The organism is Citrobacter sp. RHBSTW-01013, assembly GCF_013781985.1.
Classification (GTDB): Bacteria; Pseudomonadota; Gammaproteobacteria; order Enterobacterales; family Enterobacteriaceae; genus Citrobacter; species Citrobacter braakii.
This window is the reverse complement of record NZ_CP056185.1, coordinates 1,481,016-1,506,034: the sequence shown is the minus strand read 5'-3', so window position 1 is coordinate 1,506,034 and position 25,019 is coordinate 1,481,016. Positions and strand designations below refer to the sequence as shown.

The following is a 25,019-nucleotide window of genomic DNA, read 5'->3' as shown; positions in this document are numbered from 1 at the left end:
AAGAAAGAATTTGTTATCAATTTATAACATCTATGTTACCTGCTTAAGCCAGCAATACCATGCTTGTCTGCTATGCTTTTTGCTGACAACGCCCGCAATTATCTCAAAAGTGTGAATCACAACACGCATCTAACACTTTACTTTTCAAGGAGTATTTCCTATGACCCGTAAAGAGCTTGCCAATGCCATTCGTGCGCTAAGTATGGATGCCGTCCAAAAAGCTAACTCTGGCCACCCTGGCGCACCAATGGGGATGGCCGATATCGCCGAAGTACTGTGGAACGATTTCCTGCGCCATAACCCGTCCGATCCCACCTGGTACGATCGTGACCGGTTTATTTTGTCCAATGGCCACGCCTCAATGCTGCTTTACAGCCTGTTGCATCTTTCCGGCTACAACCTGCCGCTCGAAGAGTTAAAGAACTTCCGCCAGCTCCATTCGAAGACGCCAGGACACCCGGAAATTGGCTATACGCCGGGCGTGGAGACCACCACCGGACCGTTGGGTCAGGGTTTAGCCAACGCTGTCGGAATGGCGATTGCAGAACGCACGCTGGCGGCGCAGTTTAACCAGCCAGACCACGAGATTGTTAATCACTATACCTGGGTCTTTATGGGCGACGGCTGTCTGATGGAGGGCATTTCTCACGAAGTGTGCTCGCTGGCGGGCACCCTGGGACTTGGCAAACTCATCGGCTTTTACGATCACAACGGCATCTCAATTGATGGCGAAACCGACGGCTGGTTTACCGACGATACCGCGAAACGCTTTGAGGCCTATCACTGGCATGTGGTGCACGAGATTGACGGTCATGACCCTGAGGCGGTGAAAAAAGCGATTCAGGAAGCACAGGCCGTTACCGATAAACCGTCGCTGATTATCTGCCGCACGGTGATTGGTTTTGGTTCACCGAATAAAGCCGGGAAAGAGGAAGCGCACGGCGCGGCGCTGGGTGAAGAAGAAGTGGCGCTGACCCGGCAGAAGTTGGGGTGGCATCATCCTGCCTTTGAAATCCCCAAAGAGATTTACCGGGCGTGGGACGCTCGTGAAAAAGGCGAGAAAGCCCAACAGAGCTGGAATGAGAAATTCGCCGCTTATCGACATGCACATCCGGACCTGGCGGCAGAGTTTACCCGCAGGATGAGCGGTGGACTGCCGGAAGAGTGGGAAGAAACGACCCAGAAATATATCACCGAGCTGCAGGCCAATCCGGCCAAAATCGCCACCCGTAAGGCCTCGCAAAATACCCTGAACGCTTACGGGCCGATACTGCCTGAGCTGCTTGGCGGTTCGGCGGATCTGGCGCCCAGCAACCTGACCATCTGGAAAGGCTCCACTTCTCTTAAAGAGGATCATGCAGGAAACTACATCCACTACGGCGTGCGGGAATTTGGCATGACCGCGATTGCCAACGGTATCGCTCACCACGGGGGCTTCGTACCGTACACCGCAACGTTCCTGATGTTTGTCGAATATGCCCGTAATGCCGCACGCATGGCGGCGCTGATGAAAGCCCGACAAATCATGGTTTATACCCACGACTCGATTGGCCTTGGGGAAGATGGTCCCACGCACCAGGCTGTCGAACAGCTCGCCAGCCTGCGTCTGACGCCTAATTTCAGCACCTGGCGACCCTGCGATCAGGTTGAAGCGGCGGTAGGCTGGAAGCTGGCGGTCGAACGCCATGACGGGCCAACGGCGCTGATCCTCTCGCGGCAAAATCTGGCGCAGGTTGAGCGGACGCCTGAGCAAGTGCAGCAGATTGCCCGCGGCGGCTATGTGCTGAAGGATGGCGGCGGTAAGCCGGATGTTATCCTGATTGCTACCGGTTCAGAAATGGAAATCACACTGCTGGCGGCGGAAAAACTGACCGGTGAAGGTCGTAACGTGCGGGTGGTTTCTCTGCCCTCAACCGATATCTTCGACGCCCAGGATGAAGCGTATCGGGAATCGGTCCTCCCCTCAAACGTCAGCGCGCGCGTGGCGGTAGAAGCAGGAATTGCCGACTACTGGTACAAATATGTTGGGCTGAAAGGGGCGATTGTCGGTATGACGGGTTATGGGGAGTCGGCTCCGGCAGACAAGCTGTTCCCGTTCTTCGGCTTTACGGTGGATAACATTGTCGACAAAGCGCATAAGGTGCTTAACGTGTGATCCACAGCGTGGGCCAGGCATCTGGCCCATGCCAGTTATCGCAGCTTGGCTCTTGGGCATAGCGCACCAGACGAAAACGCTGACCGTCGTAGCGCCAGCGAGTCTGGATACCGCAATCTGCCAACCCTCGTCCTTTAGCGAGGGTTACCAGCTCGCGCGACTTCTCATCAAACGTGGCGTTGGTCAGCTCCATATCGCGGCTTTCCGCATCCGTTTTAAAAGGCAGGCTTAGCCGTACCGCCCGTGACGTTAACGGGGTAGTACGTGAAACCACCCACGCCAGATCGATGGTGTTATATGCCCCGGCTTCACAGCCGATCATCAGCAGCGCTTTATCATCCGTTAAGGCCGTGACGCGCATCTCGCGACGCAGCGGATCGATCGAACAGCGAATACCGTTGATCCGCCAGTTACCGTAATCCAGCAATTCACTGCGCTCTTGTTGCGTGAGAGGCGTTGGCGTTGGGTTAATCACAGCCACGCCTTTTAAAGCGGGAGCAGGAGGAACGCTGAGCGGAGGCTCGTCGCCTTTTTCGATCCATGCGGTTTCGCTGCCGACCCGTTTTTGCTGGGCGTCGATAAAAAGCAGCGCGGCTTTTAGCCCGACCAGGGACAGGTTTTGCGCCCCTTTTTGCAGGGTTATCGCCTTCGCGTCCTGTACGGTTGTTAAAAATGCGCTGATGGTGGCCGGATCATCGGTCATCAGTTGCCAGGGGGTAATACGCCAGTGTTCGCCGCGAAGCGGGAGCGGCGCGCCATCCAGTAGCAGACGTGGCGCAATATCGCTCTCTTTGGCTGTGGGCGATTCCAGCCCACCCAGTTCAATACGCAACACGGCGTCGGTATGTGCCCCGGCACTGCGGCTCAAGGTCATGACCAGGCCGTGATGTTCTCCGGTATTGCGCGCCACGCAAAAGTTTTGGTTATTGCACGTCACCTGCCAGTCAGAAAACGTCTGTTGCGCGGGCGCGGCCCACAGCAAACGGACGGGTAACAACCCGAGCAGGAAAAGTAAAATAACGCGATAGCGCATGGACGGTACAACCCCGAAGTCAAAACACACAGCCTAAGCGGTATCTTCCTTGCGCGACTGATGTGGCTCAATAAGAATCGTCGGATTGGCCGAAAATTTGTAAAGAAATATAAATCCCGCGCATTAGTCCATGAGATGCGACGATTGCAAATAGTTCAGCAATAGCACCGTCTTACCGTCACGGATCTCACCCGTTTTAATCATTTCCAGCGCCTGGGTGAACGGCAGCTCCAGAACCTCAATATCTTCATCTTCCACCCCTCCGCCCTCATTTGCCCGCTGGCTGTCGCTGTATTGTGCAATAAAGAAATGAATTATCTCCGTCACGCCGCCCGGCGACATATAGAGCTCAAACAGCTTACGCACTTCCCCCACTTCAAAGCCGGTCTCTTCAATGGCCTCTTTCCGAATGCACGCTTCCGGTTCGTCGTTATCCAGCAGCCCGGCGCAGGTTTCAATCAGTTGACCGCTTTCATTACCATTGACCCAGGTGGCGACGCGAAACTGGCGGATGAGCACCACCGTTTTCTTCTCCGGGTTATACAGCAGGATAGTGGCGCCGTTGCCGCGATCGTAAACCTCGCGTTTGTGACGAATCACCTCTCCATTGCTACGGGTCAGGTCATAGGTGATATTGCGCAGGATGAAGTAGTTATCGGAAAGGACTTTATCTTTGATGAGGGTAATTTTTTGCGACATACCGGCTCCACAGCAAGAAGTGAGAAATAATACTACGCCGTGAAACCGGGTTTGTCTTGGTGCAATGTCGGCCTGATAAGCGAAGCGCCATCAGGCAATTAGGCGGCACAGAGCCGGATAGCAACGCTAACGCGCCTTATCCGGCCTTCTTAGCGACTTAGTGAGATTTGACTGATTTTACGCCCAGCCAGTCGACGATCCCTTGGGCGGCATGCCGTCCTTCCGCCATGGCCGTAACCACCAGATCCGCACCGCGTACCGCGTCACCACCGGCGAAGATTTTCGGGTTACTGGTTTGATAACGGTATGCGCTTTCAACATTGGCGGCTATGCGCCCCCAGTTATCGACCTTAACCCCATGCGTCTCCAGCCACGGCATGCCATGTGGGTGAAAACCAAACGCCATGATCACCGCATCTGCGGGCATGACAAACTCACTCCCGGCGAGGGGAACCGGGCGACGACGTCCCTGCGCGTCTGGCTCGCCAAGCTGGGTACGTAAAAAACGCACGCCGCTGACTCGCCCATCATCATGTAACACCAGCTCAACCGGCTGGACGTTAAACTCGAAGTTCGCCCCCTCTTCCCGGGCGTTCTTCACCTCTTTTTTCGAACCGGGCATGTTGGCTTCATCACGACGATAAGCGCAGGTCACCTGGCGTGCGCCATGACGCAGCGCGGTACGCACGCAGTCCATTGCCGTATCGCCTCCGCCCAGTACAACCACGTTCAGTCCGGCGGTATCGATGAACGGCTCTTCAGGCAGTTCATCCAGCCCCATCACCTGCTTGGTGTTGGCAATCAGGAACGGTAACGCGTCATAAACGCCAGGCGCGTCTTCATTCGGCAGATCCGCCTTCATGGAACGATAGGTTCCTACGCCCACGAACACGGCATCGTAATCCTCCAGCAGCGCCGACAGCGCCACATCCTTACCCACTTCACAGTTAAGTTCGAAATGAATACCCATGGCGCTGAAGATTTCACGGCGGCGGGCCAGCAGCGATTTGTCCAGCTTGAAGGCCGGAATGCCGAACGTCAGCAAACCGCCGATTTCAGGGTGGCGATCGTATACGGTGGCGCTGACTCCGCTGCGCGCCAGCACATCCGCGCAGGCCAGACCCGCCGGCCCCGCGCCGATGATAGCAACGCGCTTATCCACTTTCTGCACGTGGCTTAAGTCCGGTCGCCATCCTTTGCTCAGGGCCCGATCAGAGATGTAACGCTCAATATTTCCGATAGTGACCGCCCCATGCTCGCTACGCACCGTACATGCCCCTTCGCAGAGTCGGTCCTGCGGACATACGCGCCCGGTCACTTCCGGCAGGCAGTTGGTCTGGTGAGAAAGCTCAACCGCCGCGTCGATATTCCCGGCTTTGACCAGTTCAATCCACTGCGGAATATGGTTATGCAATGGGCAGGTCCATTCGCAAATACTGTGGTCGCCGCATTTCAGGCAGCGGGACGCTTCCCGTTCCGCTTGCGCCGTACGAAACGGCAGATAGATCTCCTCAAAGCTGGTTTTACGGGCCTCAATTGCCAGCTTATCCGGCTCACCACGCGCAGGCGTCGCCTGCATTTGCTCACGTTTGGTAATTGCATGCGAAACGAAATCGGTGGCGTTGGCATGCCAGGGCTGGCTTTCCAGACTGGCGGTGCGTAGCCTGCGCGCTTTTGACAGACCAGTAAGCGAATTTTCCGTCACCAGTTGTAACGCTTGCGCCGGACAGTTCTCTACGCAGGCGGGTCCCTGTTCGCGTCCCTGACACAAATCGCATTTGTGCGCAGTGGCTTTCACCTTCCCTTTAGCGACAGGAGTGAGTACGATCTGCATCGTGCCGAAAGGACAAGCAACGACGCACGATTTACAGCCAATACACTTTTTCGGGTTCACCTGAACGCTGTCGTTATCATGGCTGATTGCCCCGTTCGGGCAACTTCTGGCGCAGGGCGCATCTTCACAGTGATGGCAGGTTACCGCACTGCGCTGCTGCTGATGCTTGATGACGGTAATTCGGGGCAGGAAATGCCGTTGACTCAGGACATGCTGCTCGCCATTGTGAGCCATGACGCAGGCGACCTCACAGGCATGGCATCCCAGGCACTGCTGGCTATTAACCATAATAAAACGATTCATGGCTTCCTTCTTTTTTGGTTGCAAAAACCTTATTCTTTATATGAGTGTTGTTATTAACCGACACGGAAGGAAGCGGCAATGTTCATTTGCCCAGGAAGCACAACTATTTATCCAGAACCTGTGGCAGATCAATTTATTTCATCGCATATGAAATTGTGTTTCAGTTACCATCCAGTTTCATGGCGTTTTATTAACATTTATCAAATACACCGCATCGTTCGGGCTGTTTTAAGGCGCGACGTGTATTGTGTGAGGATGCACAAGTGACGGTAAAGCGTCCGGTCTCGGCCAGTCTGGCTAAAGCTTTTTTCTACATAGTGCTGTTGTCGATTCTCTCAACGGGTATTGCTCTGCTCACGCTGACCAGCAGCTTACGAGATGCCGAAGCCATCAACGTGGCTGGCTCATTGCGCATGCAAAGTTACCGTCTGGGTTACGATCTGCAAAGCCAAAGTCCGCAGCTTAACGCTCACCGCCAGCTTTTCCAGCAGGCGCTAAATTCGCCAGCACTACAGAACCTGAACGCGTGGTACGTGCCTCAAGCGGTAAAAAGTCGCTATGGACGTCTACATGCAAACTGGCTGGAAATGAACGCCCGTCTGATCGATGGCGATTTAAATTGGTACCAGAGCAATATCAATAACTATGTCGATCAAATCGATCTCTTCGTGCTGGCGCTGCAACATTATGCCGAACGCAAAGTGATGCTGGTTTTTGGTATTTCACTGGCGGGCGGGATCGGCATATTCACCCTCGTTTTCTTTACCTTACGGCGTATTCGCCAGCAGGTGGTGCGTCCGCTGAATAAGCTGGTGGTGGCCAGCCAGCACATTGAACACGGTCAGTTTGACATCCCCTCGCTGGATACTGATTTGCCCAACGAACTCGGGTTGTTGGGCAAGACCTTCAGCCAGATGTCGAGTGAATTACACAAGCTGTACCGCTCACTGGAAGCGTCTGTCGCTGAGAAGACCCACGATCTCCACGAAGCTAATCGTCGTCTGGAAGTGTTGTATCAGTGCTCTCAGGCGTTAAATACCAGTCAGATTGATGTGTACTGCTTCCGCCATATTTTACAGATCGTCCGCGAGCATGACGCCGCCTATTTCCTGGAACTCACCGTCGGAGATAACTGGCGAATTAGCGAAGGCGCAAAAAGCCCCGAGCTGCCGATGCAGATCCTGCCGGTCACCATGCAGGAAACCGTCTACGGTGAACTGCACTGGCAAAGCCCGAACGTCAATGCTTCTACCCCTCTGCTCAACAGCGTCTCCTCGATGCTGGGTCGCGGGTTGTACTTCAACCAAGCGCAAAAACATTTTCAGCAGCTGTTGTTAATGGAGGAGCGCGCGACGATTGCGCGCGAGCTGCACGACTCGCTGGCGCAAGTGCTCTCTTATTTACGCATTCAGCTCACGCTGCTGAAGCGTTCGATTCCCGAAGATAACGCCCCAGCGCAAAGCATTATGGCGGATTTCTCTCAGGCGCTGAACGATGCCTACCGCCAGCTACGCGAACTGCTCACCACCTTCCGCCTGACTTTACAGCAGGCCGATCTCCCCTCCGCCCTGCATGAAATGCTGGAAACGCTGCAAAATCAGACCTCGGCTAAACTGACGCTTGATTGCCGGTTACCTACCCTGGCGCTGGACGCGCAAATGCAGGTGCATCTGCTGCAGATCGTCCGTGAAGCGGTGCTGAACGCGATTAAACATGCCAGCGCAACCGAAATTGCCGTCAGTTGCGTGACCGCGCCGGATGGTAATCACACGGTTTATATTCGCGATAACGGTATCGGCATTGGCGAGCCGCATGAGCCTTCGGGGCACTATGGGTTAAATATTATGCGCGAGCGGGCGGAAAGGCTGAGCGGCACGCTGACTTTCTCTCAACCCTCCGGAGGAGGAACGCTGGTGAGCATCAGTTTTCGTTCGGCAGAATCCGACGGTGAGCTAACGTAAAGAACCGCAAAGCGCCGTCGGTTCTCGATCCAGGCCTGACGGCGTTGGCACGAAAGGTATGCTGTAAACGGGCATGATAATTTACATTATCTTCTTTTTTTCTCCACGTTTGCCCCGTACCTTGCCGCTAAAGTGAAGCAATTCACACCCATAACGATACGCAGAAACACGAGGTCCTCTTTTAATGGCGAATTTTTTCATCGATCGCCCCATTTTTGCCTGGGTGTTAGCAATCCTGTTGTGCCTGACAGGAGCCCTGGCTATTTTTTCGCTGCCCGTTGAGCAATATCCCGATCTGGCACCGCCAAACGTGCGGGTAACCGCGAACTACCCTGGCGCGTCCGCACAAACCCTGGAAAATACCGTCACCCAGGTTATCGAGCAGAACATGACTGGTCTCGATAATCTGATGTACATGTCGTCGCAGAGCAGCGGGACAGGCCAGGCGTCAGTTACGCTGAGCTTCCTCGCGGGAACCGATCCTGATGAGGCCGTCCAGCAGGTGCAAAACCAGCTGCAATCGGCAATGCGTAAGCTGCCGCAGGCGGTACAGAATCAAGGGGTCACGGTGCGCAAGACCGGTGACACCAATATTCTGACCATCGCCTTCGTCTCCACCGATGGCTCAATGGATAAGCAGGACATCGCCGACTACGTCGCCAGTAATATCCAGGATCCGCTCAGTCGTATAAACGGCGTGGGCGATATTGACGCCTACGGTTCACAATATTCCATGCGTATCTGGCTCGACCCGGTCAAACTTAACAGCTTCCAGATGACCGCCAAAGATGTGACCGATGCTATCGAGTCACAGAATGCGCAGATTGCCGTCGGGCAACTTGGCGGCACGCCTTCGGTAGACAAACAAGCGCTGAATGCGACAATCAACGCCCAGTCGCTGCTACAGACTCCGGATGAATTCCGCGCGATTACGCTACGCGTCAACCAGGACGGCTCAGAAGTTAAACTGGGTGATGTGGCGACGGTCGAAATGGGAGCGGAAAAGTACGACTATCTCAGCCGCTTCAACGGCCACCCGGCTTCCGGTCTGGGGGTAAAACTGGCCTCCGGCGCCAATGAAATGGCAACGGCGGAGCTGGTTATCGACCGCCTGAACGAGCTCTCACAGTATTTTCCGCATGGGCTGGAATACAAGGTGGCGTATGAAACTACCTCCTTTGTCAAAGCCTCAATTATCGACGTGGTGAAAACGCTGCTGGAAGCGATCGCGCTGGTATTCCTTGTGATGTACCTGTTCCTGCAAAACTTCCGCGCCACGCTGATCCCTACAATCGCCGTTCCCGTCGTCCTGATGGGTACTTTTTCCGTGCTCTACGCCTTTGGCTACAGCGTTAACACCCTGACGATGTTTGCGATGGTGCTGGCGATCGGCCTGCTGGTCGATGATGCCATTGTGGTGGTGGAAAACGTCGAGCGTATTATGAGTGAGGAAGGCCTCTCACCGCGGGAAGCGACGCGGAAATCGATGGGGCAAATCCAGGGCGCGCTGGTCGGTATCGCCATGGTGCTGTCGGCGGTGTTTATCCCGATGGCCTTCTTCGGCGGCACTACCGGGGCTATCTACCGCCAGTTCTCGATTACCATCGTCTCCGCAATGGTTCTTTCAGTTCTGGTGGCGATGATCCTCACCCCTGCCCTGTGCGCCACTCTGCTCAAACCGCTACATAAAGGCGAGCATCACGGGCAAACCGGTTTCTTTGGCTGGTTTAACCGGATGTTTAACCGCAACGCCGAACGCTACGAAAAAGGCGTCGCCAGGATCCTGCACCGCAGCCTGCGCTGGATACTGATTTACGGCCTGCTGCTCGGCGGTATGGTTTTCCTGTTCCTGCGCCTGCCAACCTCCTTCCTGCCGCTCGAAGACCGCGGCATGTTTACCACCTCAATACAGTTGCCCAGCGGCTCGACCCAGCAGCAAACATTGAAAGTGGTTGAGGAAGTGGAGAAGTATTACTTCACCCATGAGAAAGACAACATTACGTCGGTCTTTTCCACGGTCGGTTCCGGCCCTGGCGGGAACGGTCAAAACGTGGCGCGGATGTTTGTCCGCTTAAAAGACTGGGATGATCGCGACACCACCACCGGAACCTCTTTCGCCATCATCGAGCGCGCGACTAAAGCCTTTAATAAGATTAAGGAAGCCCGCGTCTTCGCCAGCAGCCCTCCGGCGATTAGCGGTCTCGGGAGCTCTGCCGGTTTCGATATGGAACTGCAAGATCACGCCGGTGCGGGCCATGATGCGTTAATGGCCGCGCGCGACAAGCTGATTGAGCTGGCCGGGAAAGACGCGTCTCTGACCCGTGTTCGTCATAACGGTCTGGACGACAGCCCGCAGTTGCAAATTGATATCGATCAGCGCAAAGCCCAGGCGCTGGGCGTTTCCATTGATGACATCAACGACACCTTGCAAACGGCCTGGGGCTCCAGCTACGTCAATGACTTTATGGACCGGGGTCGTGTGAAGAAGGTTTACGTACAGGCGGCAGCAAAATATCGCATGCTCCCGGACGACATCAATCTGTGGTACGTCCGCAATAATAGCGGCGGCATGGTGCCTTTCTCGGCCTTTGCCACGTCGCGCTGGGAAACGGGTTCACCGCGTCTGGAACGCTATAACGGCTACTCCGCCGTCGAGATTGTTGGCGAAGCCGCCCCAGGCGTCAGTACCGGTACGGCGATGGACATTATGGAATCGCTGGTCCACCAGTTGCCGACCGGATTCGGCCTCGAATGGACCGCAATGTCTTACCAGGAACGGCTGTCGGGCTCTCAGGCGCCAGCCCTGTACGCCATTTCTTTGCTGGTGGTGTTCCTGTGTCTGGCGGCTCTGTACGAAAGCTGGTCGGTTCCCTTCTCCGTCATGCTGGTTGTACCGCTGGGGGTCATTGGCGCGCTGCTCGCTACCTGGATGCGCGGTCTGGAAAACGACGTGTACTTTCAGGTCGGGTTACTCACCGTGATCGGGCTTTCGGCGAAGAACGCAATATTGATTGTTGAATTCGCCAATGAGATGAACGAGAAAGGTCACGACTTGCTCGACGCCACGCTGCATGCCTGTCGCCAACGCTTACGCCCAATTCTGATGACGTCACTGGCGTTTATCTTTGGGGTGTTGCCGATGACCATCAGCAGTGGCGCAGGTTCCGGCGGTCAACATGCGGTGGGGACTGGCGTAATGGGCGGGATGATTTCAGCCACTGTCCTTGCGATTTACTTCGTTCCTCTGTTCTTTGTGCTGGTACGCAGACGCTTCCCGTTGAAGCCACGCCCAGAATAATCGGACACAAAAAAGGCGACTTACGTTGAGTCGCCTTTTATTATCCTTTGCAGGATATGAATTTCTTCCAGAAAATTATTTACGAAGCATCACTTCGATAAAGTCTTTCCAGTTCCCCAGTTCACGTTCAATCATAACAACCTCTCTTATTATTATGGGCATTCTACGAAATCATCATCATAAAAAGAAGATCATTTAACCAATGGTTGCGATTACATCCTCCAGTGTTCGGGGGTATATGTAATCACTATGCGCTAACCCCATAAATTTTATGTGACTTACTGCAATATTTTGAAATATTCATACATCATCTACGACTTTGGCAATTCTGATGGAAAAACAGGCTGATGCAAACAGGCAAAATCTGATTTTCAGTTCCCCGTGAATTTTGGAACTTTCAGGAATCATTATTCACCATTCAACAACAATGTTATATTTTTCTATAACGGTTCGATGACAATATGTATTATTCATGTTTATAGAACACGAGAATAAATATTCAAATTACGTCAATAAGGATTCAAATGATCACCCTCTACGGCATTAAGAATTGCGATACGATTAAAAAAGCCAGACGCTGGCTGGAAGACAATGGGGTCGACTACCGCTTCCATGATTATCGCGTCGACGGCCTGGACAATGCGTTATTACACGCCTTTATCAGCGAATTAGGTTGGGAGGCGCTGCTCAATACACGTGGAACCACCTGGCGCAAACTGGATGAAGCCACACGTAACCAAATCACCGATGCGTCCTCTGCTGCTGCATTGATGATTGAAATGCCTGCAATTATCAAACGCCCATTGCTCTGCGCGCCGGGTAAGCCTATGCTGCTTGGCTTTAGTGAATCCAGTTATACGCAGTTTTTTAATGAGGTATAGTCTATGTCGTGCCCGGTTATTGAGCTGACACAGCAGCTTATTCGCCGTCCTTCCCTGAGCCCGGATGATGCCGGGTGCCAGGCGTTAATGATTGAACGCCTGCGCGCGGTAGGTTTTACCGTTGAGCGTATGGATTTTGGTGACACACAGAATTTTTGGGCATGGCGCGGCAAAGGTGAGACTCTGGCATTTGCCGGTCACACTGACGTAGTGCCTGTCGGCGATGTCGATCGTTGGATTAATCCACCGTTCGAACCGACCATTCGCGATGGCATGTTGTTCGGGCGTGGCGCAGCCGATATGAAAGGCTCACTGGCGGCAATGGTCGTGGCCGCAGAACGTTTTGTCGCCCAGCATCCGAACCATCAGGGTCGTCTGGCGTTTTTGATAACCTCTGACGAAGAGGCCAGCGCCCAAAACGGCACCGTAAAAGTGGTTGAAGCACTTATGGCACGCAATGAACGACTGGATTATTGTCTGGTTGGCGAGCCGTCCAGCACGGAAATCGTTGGCGACGTGGTGAAAAATGGGCGTCGTGGTTCACTGACCTGCAATCTGACCATTCACGGTGTGCAGGGCCACGTAGCCTACCCGCATCTGGCCGATAACCCGGTACACCGCGCGGCGCCAATGCTTAATGAACTGGTGGCGATTGAGTGGGATCAGGGCAACGAATTCTTCCCGGCTACCAGCATGCAGATTGCCAATATTCAGGCAGGAACCGGCAGCAACAATGTTATTCCCGGCGAACTGTTTATCCAGTTCAACTTCCGTTTCAGCACCGAATTAAACGATGAAATGATTAAGTCCCGGGTGCTGGAGTTGCTGGAGAAACATCAGCTGCGTTATACCGTCGACTGGTGGCTTTCCGGTCAACCGTTCCTGACCGCACGCGGTAAACTGGTGGATGCGGTGGTGAACGCCATTGAGCACTATAATGAGATTAAACCGCAGTTACTGACTACAGGCGGGACGTCCGACGGGCGTTTTATTGCCCGCATGGGGGCACAGGTAGTAGAACTGGGGCCGGTCAACGCGACCATTCATAAAATTAATGAATGTGTTAATGCCGCCGACCTGCAGCTGCTTGCCCGTATGTATCAACGTATCATGGAGCAACTCGTCGCCTGATGAGTGTTCCTGTAAGAGGAAATGAGCATGGACTGGCTGGCAAAATACTGGTGGATTCTGGTGTTGGTGTTTCTGGTAGGCGTATTGCTGAACGTGATTAAAGATCTCAAGCGCGTCGACCACAAGAAATTTCTTGCCAATAAGCCGGAGCTTCCCCCGCATCGTGATTTTAACGATAAATGGGATGACGACGACGATTGGCCAAACAAGGATCAACCGAAGAAATAAGCCAACGCAGGCCGAATGGCGGTTTCACATCGCCATCCGGCCTGCGGGTTAAATCATCTCAATCACATCATCATCGTGAGGCTTACCACCGCTCAGCGCTTCATCAAAGTAGTGCTTCGGTACGGTAAAACGCAGGTGGTCGAGCGCAAACTGCATACTGCGTTCATCAATGGCGTGCCCCAGATTTTCGACGATATCCAGCGTCACATCCCCACCGGCGCGTATTAACGCCTCCTGCGCGGCAACGGCATGAGATAACTCAATCACCCGGTCTTCACCGCCGTGAATCAAATGCACCGTCGTCGCGGTAGTTGCAACCTCCGGCAACGTGGCATAGCGACCATTAAAGGCGATGACCCGCGACGCCAGCCCAGGCTCGGCTTTAATACTCTCAAGCGACATAATCGAGCCCTGAGAAAAACCAATCAGCGCGGTCGCCTGAGGCGAAACGCCGCTTTGCTTCTGCCAGTAGCGAACGGTTTCGATAAAGACCGGCATAATCGCGTCAATACGCGCCTGGCGGTTCTCTTCCGTTATCCCCTGTACAGAAAACCACTGACGCCCGGAAGTTGTACCATAAGGCTCTGCCCCGCCAATGCTGACGATTAGCGCATCTGGAAACAGCGGCGCAAACCAGGAGCCAATTTCGCCCATGGCAACCGGGTTATCGCCGACGCCATGAAACAGCAACAAGAGCTGTTGAGCGGGTTTATCGGGACTTTGAACAACAAAATGGTCATGTTTCATGGCGATCTCCTTAACTGATGAGAATCATTCTACGCCGCTTAACCGCAATGACCATGCCAGGAAATTGAAGAAGTCAGTGAAAAAATTGCCATTGCATAATGCGATTATGTAGCCGTTGTTCACGTTCAGCATCCAGCTGTTTTAAGGCCTGCGCCGCCTCGGCGCGCTGAACTGCCAACAGCGCTTTGCGACCCGATATTTTCAGCTGTTGGCACAATTCAGCATCGCTGCGTTGAGCCTGTATACGCCCGCGTAATGCCGGAAGAGGCAACTCGCTGTGCTCAAGCAAACGACTCAGACAACCTAATGATGTAAGTAATGGTCGATGCGCGAAGGCAAACCCAGCCAGCTCACCCCAGTCATCCTCATTAAGCGTAGTCTCTTTCAGTGGTACCAGCGGAATGCGCTCTGCGTTCCACTGAGCAAGAATCTCCGCATCCCGTCGCAGGCGCTGGTGCGCCCGCCAGGCAAGGCGTTTTCCCGCTTCGCTGATGGGCAGCACCGCCATAGCGGTATAACAGCCGCTGCTGGCTTCCCGATGATTACCCATCCGTACCAGGACAAAACCGCAGCGCTGCCAGAAACGCCATAATTCAGCCGTATAACCAAAGCTGACGGACAGATAGTCGCACTGCGTGCAATAGTGCCGGGCCTGCAGAATCAGCTGTTGCCCAATACCTTCTCTTTGACGTGCGGGATGAACCGCAATTCGACTGACCCGCCGCCCGACGAGCGTCGCTGCCAATGGGTCTCCGCCGTGCGCCGCCAGTGACTGCGCAACCAAATTTCCTCTTGGTCGGCGATATCCGGCCCAGACGGCCTGGCTTAATTCTGCGGATAATCCCCCCTCGTCGACCAGCCAGACGGCGCCCGCCACCGAGTCAGCAGCCGAAGCCTGAAGAAAATGCTGACCCGGCGCGTCCATCATTCGCCGCAGATCCAGTGGCGAGGTGCGATAATGCGCGCCGGAAAGCAGCTGATATACCGCTAACGGCAGCGCCGGGTTTGTCTGCCATGAGAGTTGCTCAAATGCCGAGAAGCTAAGCTCCCCTAAGGGGGCATGCGCAAAGGTTTCGTCGTCAAACACCAGCGCATCGCTGACGATTTTCTCCAGCGGACATCCCTGCGCCCAGCGCACGGGTTGTTGCAACTCATAGCGTCGAAGATGGGGAAAGCGGGCGCAAAATTTCAACAAAAAGCCTCTGCCAGTTCCCTCATAGCCCTGTACGGTGGTGGTTAACAGCGTACGAGGGAAACGCGCAACCAGTTGGTGCAGCAGCGGCGCGGGGATCGCGGCGGCTTCATCCACAACCAGCCAGTCTGCGGTTGCAGAACTGCTTAACAGCGCATCGGGGGCCATAAAGCGGTAACGCTCTGCGGCAAATTGCGCCAGCACATCCGTTGCCGCTTTAGCAGGCGCGGTGACAATCGCGGTCCCGTTGATACGTGCTATCAGTTGCCCTGCCAGAGCCGATTTACCCCGGCCACGTGCAGCTGTGACCGCAGCCACGCCGGGAGGCATATCCAGCAACTGGGTTAAAATCATCGCCTGTTCAGGCTGAGGATCACCGGTTGCCGCGTGCCAGACTGCACAAACAGGAAAACGCGGGCTGGAAACTGCGTGATGCTGCTGCCAGTGCAGCGCCTGTCCGTCACGGGAAATCACCCGTTTGACATGTTCAACAAAGTGCGGCGTTGGGATAGGTTCAGCACAGTCGCTCCAGCGCAGTGAATCCACGTCCGGATGCGTGTGCCAGGTATGCCAGGGGGGAGTCAGCAAAACCAGCCAGCTCCCGGCGATCAGCGTTCCGCTTAAGGCGGCAAACGCCGCAGCGTCAAATCCCTGCCCGGCGTCAAAAACCGCATGACGAAATTCGCGCCCTAATAACGTTTGCAGCGCCTGTGGCGTACAGTTTGGCTCAGCAGGGGCGAGTGCGCCCACCCATAACCAGTCGCCGGGTAACGTGTCGCGTAGCGCTAAAGCCCGCTCCTGACACCAGTTCCCCTCGCCACTGATAATCAGCAGACGACGGATCCCTTCGTGGGCCATCTGTTCAGTTAACGCGCTCAGCGCCGTATTATCAGACATCCCTGCCTCAGTAGCTTAAATGCCTTTACCAAAAGTATTACATTGTCCCGGATCGCCGCTGTCAAAACCGCGTTTGAACCAGCTAAGCCGCTGCTCAGAAGTGCCGTGGGTAAAGCTGTCCGGCACAACGCGTCCTTGTCCCTGCTGCTGCAGGCGATCGTCGCCAATAGCCTGAGCGGCGTTCAGCGCTTCAGCCAGGTCGCCGGACTCCAGCACGCCCTGCTGCTGCATACTGTTGCCCCAGACGCCGGCAAAGCAGTCCGCCTGCAGTTCCATACGTACGGAAAGACGGTTCACTTCAGCCTGTGAGGCATTCTGCTGCATCTGGCGAACTTTCGGTTCAATACCCAGCAGTTTCTGCACGTGGTGACCCACTTCATGGGCGATAACATAGCCCTGAGCAAAATCACCATCGGCGCCCAGCTTGTTTTTCATGTCATCATAAAATGAGAGGTCGATATACACCGTACCATCCGCCGGGCAGTAAAACGGCCCCATCACGGACTGACCCGCGCCACAGCCGGTACGCGTCGCTCCGCGATACATTACCAGCTTCGGCTGTTGGTAGGTCCGGCCCATTTTTTCAAACTGCTGCCCCCAGGTATCTTCCGTGGTGGCCAGAATCACCGAGGTAAATTTTGCTGCTTCATCATCATTTGGGCTGATGGAGTGTGACGATTGCTGTTGGGAAACTGGCTGGCCGGTCATTAATCCGGTGAGATCCACGCCATAATATCCCGCCACCAGCACCACAATCAGCAGGATGATGCCACCTTTACCACTGGGCAAACGAAAACCAGGGCCGCCTATAGAAGGGCCGCCACCGGAGCTATTTCGTCTGTCTTCCACATTGTCACTTTCACGACGCCCTTGCCAGCGCATAATCACCTCAACTTTTTATTCATTATGATGATGATCGTAGGCGGTTCGGAACAGGATTACCATAAGAAACAGTAATCAAAATCGGCGGGATTGATGAGCCGGAGAGCGATCGCCGGCTCAGGGGAGGGTTAGTCTAACTTCACACCCAGACGATGCGCGACGGCTTCATAGGCTTCGATCAGGCCGCCCAGGCTCTGGCGGAAGCGATCTTTGTCCATTTTATCCAGCGTTTCTTTGTCCCACAAACGGCTACCGTCCGGTGAGAACTCATCGCCCAGGACCACTTCACCTTTATACAAACCAAACTCAAGTTTGAAGTCGACCAGAATCAGACCGGCATCATCAAACATCTTTTTCAGCACGTCGTTGGCTTTGTAGGTCAGCTCTTTCATACGCGCCAGATTCTCTTTGCTCACCCAACCAAAAGTTTCGCAATAGGAATCGTTAATCATTGGATCGTGCATAGCATCGTTTTTCAGGAACAGATCAAACAGCGGCGGATTCAGTTCAATACCTTCCTCAACGCCTAAACGCTTAACCAGGGAGCCTGCTGCGCGGTTACGAACCACACATTCAACCGGTACCATCTCCAGTTTTTTCACCAGACATTCAGTATCGGAAAGCAGTCGCTCCATCTGGGTAGGAATGCCCGCTTCTTGCAGTTTAGTCATAATGAAATGGTTGAACTTGTTGTTCACCATGCCTTTACGATCAAACTGTTCAATGCGCGCGCCATCCCCTGCTGACGTATCATTGCGGAATTCGAGCACCAACAGGTCCGGGTTTTCCGTGCTGTATACGGTCTTCGCTTTACCACGATACAACTCAGCTTGCTTTTGCATCTTTATTACTCCTGGGTGTGAATTAACGATAAATATTGCGTTTTTCTGCCGACGCACACGTTTGCGTATCATATCAGAAAAAAAGGGCTGGAGTTATCCAGCCCTTTATTTTTACTTACTGAACGCTGCCTGGAAGACGGCGACCAGCGCGTCGTTCTGGCTTTGCGTCAGGGTATGCCCCTTCGGATCGATAAACTGCAAGCTACTGCGGTTGTCTAAATCACCGACCTGCAGTTTATAGTCGCCGGATACCAGACCCGGATCGCTTGCGCCCAGCTCCTGCCAGTTGCTATCAGACAGTGGTTTGTAGGTCACGGCGATGCTGCCCTGAGAACGGGTGCTGTCGGTCACTTTCATCCCCACTTTCTCAAGCGCTGCCGGCAGACGCTGCCATACCACGTTGAACGGTCCACGTACCACCAGCATCGGTAAACCGGTGTCATCGGCAGCACTCTGAACATCCATGGTGGCGGCAGAGCGGTTCTGCGCGGCATTCGCGGCGTCAGTGGCGTTCTTATCCAGACCTGCGGAGATAACGTTCATCATCTCAGCGCTGTAACGCTGCATTGATGCTGGATCAGCTACGGGTTTACCGGCCTGCTCGAGGTTAATCAGTTTCACCGTTACCGCTTGCTGATAGCCCTGCGGTTTAACCGAGATTTGATAACGTCCACGGTACTGCTCGTCTTCATCCAGACGGTTCCAGTTAACCCAGTCGGTGGTCAATGTCTGGCTGGCATCATCACGTTTGGTGATCGTGTAGTTTTTAGACTGAATGACGCTAACGACCTGTGGCCACAGCGTGTTGCCACGACCATTTTCCACCAGCAATGTCGACGTATCACCCGCGATCTGAGTGCGAGCACCGGTGACTAATGCTAACGGCTGAGCCGGCGGGCGAATGTCCAGCGCTTTACCAACGGCACCGCTGCCGTTGGTGACCGGGATATTATAGTCACCCGACATAACCGGCAGAATCATCCCAGCTGGAGCGTGAAGCTCAGCAAGCGGTGCGGCCTCCAGATAGGATTCATCACCGCTCACCTGGCGCTTATAACGCGAGTCAGAACTACAGGCCGCGAGCAACATAACAAGCGAAACACCCGCAACCTTGGCCAGGCGCGACTTTTGTACTGAGTAAGCCATCAAATCTCCCTAAACTTTACAGCAAACCGGCATGCTTAAGCGCCGCTTTGACGATTTCACGAGCATTATCCGTGATTGGCGTCATCGGCAGACGTAGCGTATCGGTCGCCACAAGTCCCAACTCCTTACACGCCCATTTCACTGGGATAGGATTGGGTTCGACAAATAGTTTGTTGTGTAACGGCATCAGACGCTGGTTAATCACCCGCGCCTCGGCAAAGTTCCCGGCTGCCGCCAGTTTGCACATTTCGGCCATATCGCGTGCCGCAACGTTAGACGTCACGGAAATCACGCCATGACCACCGAGCTGCATAAAATCCAGTCCGGTCGCGTCATCACCGCTGAGCAGAATAAAGTCGTCTGAAACCAGCTCTTTGATCTGGTGAACGCGACTTAAGTTCCCCGTGGCCTCTTTAATAGCGATAATATTTTTTACTTTCGCCAGGCGACCAACGGTTTCCGGCAACATATCGCAGCCGGTACGGGACGGTACATTATACAGAATTTGCGGCAGGTCAGTATGTTCAGCGATGGCTTTGAAATGCTGGAACAAACCTTCCTGGGTTGGGCGGTTGTAGTAAGGCGTCACCGTCAGGCAGCCGACAACACCACTGTCGTTGAAACGCTGCGTCAGACTAATGGCTTCCGCGGTCGCATTAGCGCCGGTTCCGGCAATCACCGGAATACGCCCGTCGGCCAGCTCCAGGGTCATCATCACCACATCGCCATGCTCATCGTGACTCAGGGTGGCAGACTCACCGGTGGTGCCAACCGAAACGATCGCCGAGGTGCCGCTGGCGACATGATAATCAATCAGTTTTTTCAGGCTCGACCGGCAGACTTTACCTTTCTCATCCATCGGCGTAACAAGCGCGACAATACTTCCCGTGAACATGGGCCATCCTCTGTGCAAACAAGTGTCTCAATGGTACGTTTGGTACGACAATAAAAGCAAGCGACCAGAGCCGTTCTGATTGTTGTATGCATGTTTTTTTTATGCTTTCCTTATGATTACCTCACCGCTCAAAGGAAGAACAGGTTTGACATCGTCATCGCAACACTATCTGGTCATTACTGCGCTGGGTGCTGACCGCCCGGGAATTGTGAACACCATCACACGTCATGTCAGCAGTTGCGGCTGTAATATCGAAGACAGCCGACTGGCCATGCTGGGTGACGAGTTCACGTTTATCATGTTGCTGTCGGGCACCTGGAATGCCATAACCCTAATTGAATCAACCTTGCCGTTGAAAGGTGCAGAGCTGGATTTACTGATTGTGATGAAGCGCACGACCGCACGCCCCCGTCCGGCGATGCCCGCTACGGTATGGGTGCAGGTCGATGTTCCTGATTCTCCGCATTTGATTGAACGCTTTACCGCCCTGTTTGACAGCCACCAAATGAATATTGCGGAACTGGTTTCACGCACGCAACCGGCTGAGAACGAAAAGGCGGCACAGCTGTTTATTCAAATTACCGCACATAGTCCTGCGTCACATGATTCGGCAAATATTGAAGATGCGTTTAAAGCACTCTGTACAGAACTCAATGCGCAAGGCAGTATTAACGTCGTCAATTACTCACAGCATGATGAACAGGATGGAGTTAAGTAATGAACCCACTGAAAGCCGGTGATATCGCACCGAAATTTAGCTTGCCGGATCAAGACGGAGAACAAGTAAATTTAACCGACTTCCAGGGACAGCGTGTTCTGGTTTATTTTTACCCGAAAGCCATGACACCCGGCTGTACCGTTCAGGCCTGCGGCCTGCGCGATAACATGGATGAGTTAAAAAAAGCAGGTGTTGAAGTGCTGGGAATCAGCACCGATAAACCAGAGAAGCTTTCCCGATTCGCGGAGAAAGAAGTCCTTAACTTCACGCTCCTGTCCGACGAAGATCACCAGGTTTGCGAGCAGTTCGGCGTCTGGGGTGAGAAGTCATTTATGGGCAAAACCTATGATGGGATCCACCGCATCAGCTTCCTGATTGATGCTGAAGGGAAAATTGAGCATGTGTTTGATGACTTCAAAACCAGCAACCACCACGACGTGGTAATGAACTGGCTGAAAGAGAACGCCTGATTTACATTTTGCCGGATAGCGCCTGATGGTGACGCCACGCGTCTTATCAGGCCACCATCCGCATAACTCCGTAGCCGGATAAGGCGTTTACGCCGCCATCCGGCATCAACGTCGTTTATTCAAACGTCCCTTTTACACAGGCTTTTTTCTCTCTGACGACGGCTTTTCCCTTCGCCCACAGGTGATGAACTTCAAGCGCATCATTGAGCACCAGAATGTCGGCATCGCATCCCACCGCCAGACGCCCTTTATGTTCCAGTCCCAAAAATTCTGCGACCGTTCGCGTCAGCGGACACAGCGCCAGTTCCAGCGGTATGGCATGAACCTTCACCAACTGGCGCACTGTTTCAGCCAGTGATTCAAACCCTGCGACACCGATGCCGGTAAGATTACCGTAGTCATCAAATTCCGGCTGGCTACCGTTGCCATCCGAACTCAAGGTAATACGCGACAGCGGCACGTTCTGGCGTAGCGCTGTGGCGATAGCCGTGGCCGGGTCGACGGGTTCATCAATGCTGCTGGTAATGTCGATAAAACCGCCTTTGCGGGCATACTCCAGCGCCGACTGAAACAACGGTTCCGCACGATTAACGTGTGTGGGCAGCAGCTTGGTAATCGGTACATCGCAACTGTCGAGGATCTGATACAACGGCTCCAGCATGCGCGGGCTGTCGCCCATATGGAAGACGCTAATCCCCGGCTTGCGCCCTAACAATCCGCCAACGCGCGACTGCGCCGCCATGTTTGCCAGCGCCGAGGTGTCCGGGGCTGAAGAACGATGGTCCGAAACAGCACATTTCACGCCAATGATTTTATCGATCAGCGCCACATCGCGATCGATACTGCCGGTGATGGTCGGGGAAGGCAGAGAATACGCCCCGGTCAGCATCCATGCGCTGATGCCTTCAAATTCCAGCGCGCGGGTTTTCGCCAGCAGGGATTCAGGGTGACGGGTAATACCATCTGTCCCCAGCAATCCCACCACCGAGGTGACGCCAGCTTCAACCAGCCGCGACAAGCGCACTTCCGGCGTGCGGGTGTGCGGCCCCGCTTCTCCGCCGCCGCCAATCAGATGGACGTGTTGATCGATAAATCCTGGGCACACAATCGCGCCGTCAAGATTGATACACTCGCAGCCAGGAAAATCGTCAGGGGAAATCGACGGTGCGATGGCAACAATTTTGCTGCCAGACACCAGTATATCCTGGCGCCCTAAGTCTTCCGGCGCGTACACGTGTCCCTGCTGGAACAACGTCAAATTAAGAATGGAACAGTTCATAACCTTCCTTGTCAGGCAATAACCTGCATAACCCAAATAGAGAGCAGCGCATTAATTACGCATACCGCAATAATAAGCGGGTAATAACGGGGATGGACTCCCGCGGTACCCAGACAGCGTCCCACATTTTGCACCGGATTGCCCATCAGGTAGATAGCCGGTAACAGCACCGTAGCATCATGTCCCGAAAGCGTACCGGCAACAACCAGGCTGGCGCAAACACCGACGCCGCCTCCCATACTCATCACCGCCGCCAGCAGTACGGTAGCAGATTCCCCCGGCAGTCCCCACAGCGCCATTACCGGCTCACATACCCGCCCGACAATCTCGAGCAGTCCCGTCACCTTCAGCGCCTGAATAATCACAAACGCCATTACCACGTTAGGCAACAGGCTGGTTGTTGCAATAGTGAATCCGCGCCGTGCGCCATCGATAAACATATCCATGACGTTTTTACGTACTTGCGTTGTCATCTCACGCCTCCTGCTGCGTACGGCGATTTTCCAGCTGCGCAATCCACAAACGCAGCAGGTTCGCCCCCACAAATTTGAAGACAAGGATCACCGCCAGCGGCGTAATCACCGGAACGGTAACCATCGTAAACAGCGCAGCACCCGAGGAAAAATAGTTGGTAATACACGCACTGCCGCTGGTTTGCCAGCAGGCAAAAATGGCACGTTCCTGTTCAGTGATAATGCCCTCTTCCGCCATTTCTTTAGTCATCCCTGCCGCAGCATCGGTATTTTGCATATTCGCAATCAGGGCCAGCGAACAAATACCCGGAATACCGAGTAACGGGCGCAGGACTGGCGTCATCAGTTGCTGTGCCGCACGCAACCCTCCCAGCCCTTCGGTGACGGAAATTATCCCGAGTGAAAGAATGACGGAAGGCGCCAGTTCAAGCGCGAATAAGAAGCCGTCTTTTGCGCCCATACCGCCCGTGCCGCGAAAAGAGACCGCCGTGTCCCCCGCCGCATTAATCTGCCCAAACGCACCGTTGAGAACGGTGAAATCAAAGACTCGCCACCATTCGGTACTTTTCGCAAACATGCCGGAAAAAAGAATAATCGTAATAAAAAAAGCGAGATAACCGCCCCATCCCACCTTCTGCTGCGTGTGTGTGTTGTGACCCATTTTGTTCTCCTGTTGGCCTTATTCCTTGCGTGACTTAAAGACATCACGCGGGTCAAGTTAAAGACAAACGCAGAGAAAAACGACACCAGAGGAGATTATTCAGAATGTGTGGATAGAGGTCAGACAAGTTCGGCTCCGGCGACATTGCATCGCCGGAGCAAACAGATTAGGGTTCATCAACGACCTGACCATCCGGCCAGGCATGCATTACCGCTTTGATTAACGTCGCCAGAGGAATCGCAAAGAATACGCCCCAGAATCCCCACAGGCCGCCGAATATCACTACTGAGAGAATAATCACCAGCGGATGCAGATTTACCGCCTCGGAGAACAGCACCGGCACCAGCAAATTACCGTCCAGCGCCTGGATTATCAGGTATACGGCAAAACAGCTCCAGAACTCGGTGCCAAGCCCGAACTGGAACAATGCCACACCGACCACCGGAATAGTGACCACGAAAGCGCCGATGTACGGGATCAGCACGGAGAAGCCTACCAGCACCGCCAGCAGCAGCGAATAGTTGAGGCCAAACAGCAGGAAGCCGAGCCAGGTCGCCACGCCAACCACCACCATTTCCAGCACCTTGCCGCGGATATAGTTGGTGATTTGCTGGTTCATCTCTTTCCACACCTGCCCCGCCAGTCCGCGATTACGCGGCAGCACCCGACGCACAGCGTTCAGCATTTGTCCTTTATCTTTGATCAGGAAGAATACCATCAACGGGACGAGAATCAGATACACCGCCAGCGTCAGCAATCCGACCAGTGAAGCCAGCGAATATTTCACCACCGAATCGCCCATGGTGAGCATTCGCGAGCGCATATTCTCCGCCATCGCATCAATAATGCCCGCATCCATCAGCGCCGGATAACGCCGCGGTAAGGTGGCGGCAAAATCAGACAATTTGTTGAGCATGCCGGGCATATCGCGGATCAGGTAGATCCCCTGTTGCCATGCAACGGGCATTACCACAAACGCCATCAGCAGCAAAATACCGACAAACACCACCAAAACAATCGATGTCGCCCAACGCCGTGAACAACCAATATGTTCCAGCCGTACTGTCGGCCATTCGAGCAGGTACGCCAGCACGATGGCGACCAGCAGCGGCGCCAGAAGACCGCTAAAAAAGAACAGGATGCCAAAACCGGCAACCAGAATAATCAGCAAGGCGATGGCTTCGGGGTCGCTAAAGCGGCGGCGATACCATTGCATCAACATTTCGAGCATAAAACCCTTCCATGAATCCAATAGCGGGATTGCGATCCCGAATTGTATCGAAATGTCACAAAA

General features: G+C 54.1%; 22 protein-coding genes. 8 read left to right on the top strand and 14 right to left on the bottom strand.

What is annotated here, in order from left to right:
• Positions 1-160: 160 nt before the first annotated feature.
• Entirely contained in the window at positions 161-2,155 is a 1,995-nt protein-coding gene (gene tkt / locus HV350_RS07180) for a transketolase (protein ID WP_016157105.1), read from the top strand.
• Here the strand turns inward: tkt and HV350_RS07175 are convergent.
• The 3 genes from HV350_RS07175 to aegA all read right to left on the bottom strand — a co-directional run bounded on the left by HV350_RS07175 (position 2,145) and on the right by aegA (position 6,024).
• The gene (locus tag HV350_RS07175) at positions 2,145-3,188 is read right to left on the bottom strand and encodes a DUF1176 domain-containing protein (protein ID WP_016153961.1); all 1,044 of its coding nucleotides are present in this window, start codon (positions 3,186-3,188) and stop codon (positions 2,145-2,147) included. The genes tkt and HV350_RS07175 overlap by 11 nt on opposite strands.
• Positions 3,189-3,311: 123 nt before the next feature.
• Complete coding sequence (gene nudK, locus HV350_RS07170) at positions 3,312-3,887, bottom strand: GDP-mannose pyrophosphatase NudK (RefSeq protein ID WP_095715386.1); 576 nt, start codon at positions 3,885-3,887, stop codon at positions 3,312-3,314.
• Between the two features lie 157 nt (positions 3,888-4,044).
• Positions 4,045-6,024, bottom strand: coding sequence for a formate-dependent uric acid utilization protein AegA (gene aegA / locus HV350_RS07165; protein WP_181630102.1), 1,980 nt, complete (start codon positions 6,022-6,024; stop codon positions 4,045-4,047).
• Between the two features lie 263 nt (positions 6,025-6,287).
• Here aegA and narQ point away from each other — a divergent pair, with 263 nt between their 5' ends.
• Positions 6,288-7,985, top strand: coding sequence for a nitrate/nitrite two-component system sensor histidine kinase NarQ (gene narQ, locus HV350_RS07160; RefSeq protein WP_016157109.1), 1,698 nt, complete (start codon positions 6,288-6,290; stop codon positions 7,983-7,985).
• 184 nt (positions 7,986-8,169) lie between these two features.
• Positions 8,170-11,283 carry a multidrug efflux RND transporter permease AcrD gene (gene acrD / locus HV350_RS07155; protein WP_016153965.1) on the top strand — a complete coding sequence of 1,038 codons (3,114 nt, stop codon included), beginning with the start codon at positions 8,170-8,172 and terminating at the stop codon, positions 11,281-11,283.
• A 75-nt stretch (positions 11,284-11,358) separates the two neighbouring features.
• On the opposite strand, the gene ypfM is transcribed toward acrD, so the two are convergent.
• Positions 11,359-11,418 (bottom strand): protein YpfM, encoded by a 60-nt coding sequence (gene ypfM / locus HV350_RS07150; RefSeq protein ID WP_001386977.1) that lies wholly within the window; start codon positions 11,416-11,418, stop codon positions 11,359-11,361.
• 389 nt (positions 11,419-11,807) lie between these two features.
• Between ypfM and HV350_RS07145 the strand changes: the two genes are divergently transcribed.
• The 3 genes from HV350_RS07145 to HV350_RS07135 are packed head-to-tail and all read left to right on the top strand — an operon-like array spanning position 11,808 to position 13,523.
• The gene (locus HV350_RS07145) at positions 11,808-12,164 is read left to right on the top strand and encodes an ArsC family reductase (RefSeq protein WP_016153966.1); all 357 of its coding nucleotides are present in this window, start codon (positions 11,808-11,810) and stop codon (positions 12,162-12,164) included.
• 3 nt (positions 12,165-12,167) lie between these two features.
• Positions 12,168-13,295 carry a succinyl-diaminopimelate desuccinylase gene (gene dapE / locus HV350_RS07140; protein WP_016153967.1) on the top strand — a complete coding sequence of 376 codons (1,128 nt, stop codon included), beginning with the start codon at positions 12,168-12,170 and terminating at the stop codon, positions 13,293-13,295.
• Between the two features lie 27 nt (positions 13,296-13,322).
• Entirely contained in the window at positions 13,323-13,523 is a 201-nt protein-coding gene (locus HV350_RS07135; RefSeq protein WP_003835080.1) for a YpfN family protein, read from the top strand.
• 48 nt (positions 13,524-13,571) lie between these two features.
• Here the strand turns inward: HV350_RS07135 and ypfH are convergent, their stop codons facing one another.
• The 6 genes from ypfH to dapA form a co-directional block, all read right to left on the bottom strand.
• Positions 13,572-14,270: an esterase gene (ypfH, locus tag HV350_RS07130; RefSeq protein ID WP_016157110.1), complete on the bottom strand. Its 699-nt coding sequence runs from the start codon at positions 14,268-14,270 to the stop codon at positions 13,572-13,574.
• A gap of 73 nt (positions 14,271-14,343) precedes the next feature.
• A complete protein-coding gene (locus HV350_RS07125) occupies positions 14,344-16,359 on the bottom strand; it encodes a GNAT family N-acetyltransferase (protein WP_101700121.1) in 2,016 nt (671 codons plus the stop codon).
• Between the two features lie 15 nt (positions 16,360-16,374).
• Positions 16,375-17,241, bottom strand: coding sequence for a neutral zinc metallopeptidase (locus tag HV350_RS07120; RefSeq protein ID WP_016153970.1), 867 nt, complete (start codon positions 17,239-17,241; stop codon positions 16,375-16,377).
• Positions 17,242-17,369: 128 nt separating this feature from the next.
• Positions 17,370-18,083, bottom strand: coding sequence for a phosphoribosylaminoimidazolesuccinocarboxamide synthase (gene purC, locus HV350_RS07115; RefSeq protein ID WP_003835086.1), 714 nt, complete (start codon positions 18,081-18,083; stop codon positions 17,370-17,372).
• Between the two features lie 111 nt (positions 18,084-18,194).
• A complete protein-coding gene (gene bamC / locus HV350_RS07110; RefSeq protein ID WP_016153971.1) occupies positions 18,195-19,229 on the bottom strand; it encodes an outer membrane protein assembly factor BamC in 1,035 nt (344 codons plus the stop codon).
• 16 nt (positions 19,230-19,245) lie between these two features.
• Entirely contained in the window at positions 19,246-20,124 is an 879-nt protein-coding gene (gene dapA / locus HV350_RS07105; protein ID WP_016153972.1) for a 4-hydroxy-tetrahydrodipicolinate synthase, read from the bottom strand.
• 145 nt (positions 20,125-20,269) lie between these two features.
• Here dapA and HV350_RS07100 point away from each other — a divergent pair, with 145 nt between their 5' ends.
• Positions 20,270-20,842, top strand: a complete 573-nt coding sequence (locus HV350_RS07100) for a glycine cleavage system transcriptional repressor (RefSeq protein WP_019077363.1) — start codon at positions 20,270-20,272, stop codon at positions 20,840-20,842.
• Positions 20,842-21,312, top strand: coding sequence for a thioredoxin-dependent thiol peroxidase (gene bcp / locus HV350_RS07095; protein ID WP_003835095.1), 471 nt, complete (start codon positions 20,842-20,844; stop codon positions 21,310-21,312). The genes HV350_RS07100 and bcp overlap by 1 nt, the downstream gene beginning before the upstream one ends.
• Positions 21,313-21,427: 115 nt before the next feature.
• On the opposite strand, the gene iadA is transcribed toward bcp, so the two are convergent.
• From iadA to HV350_RS07075, 4 genes are all read right to left on the bottom strand, one after another.
• Positions 21,428-22,591, bottom strand: coding sequence for a beta-aspartyl-peptidase (gene iadA / locus HV350_RS07090; protein ID WP_181630100.1), 1,164 nt, complete (start codon positions 22,589-22,591; stop codon positions 21,428-21,430).
• A gap of 11 nt (positions 22,592-22,602) precedes the next feature.
• On the bottom strand, positions 22,603-23,064 hold the full coding sequence (locus tag HV350_RS07085) for a YjiG family protein (RefSeq protein ID WP_003037948.1): 462 nt from the start codon (positions 23,062-23,064) through the stop codon (positions 22,603-22,605).
• 1 nt (position 23,065) lies between these two features.
• Positions 23,066-23,725 (bottom strand): nucleoside recognition domain-containing protein, encoded by a 660-nt coding sequence (locus HV350_RS07080; RefSeq protein ID WP_047416409.1) that lies wholly within the window; start codon positions 23,723-23,725, stop codon positions 23,066-23,068.
• 166 nt (positions 23,726-23,891) lie between these two features.
• Entirely contained in the window at positions 23,892-24,956 is a 1,065-nt protein-coding gene (locus HV350_RS07075) for an AI-2E family transporter (RefSeq protein WP_016153975.1), read from the bottom strand.
• Between the last annotated feature and the right edge of the window lie 63 nt (positions 24,957-25,019).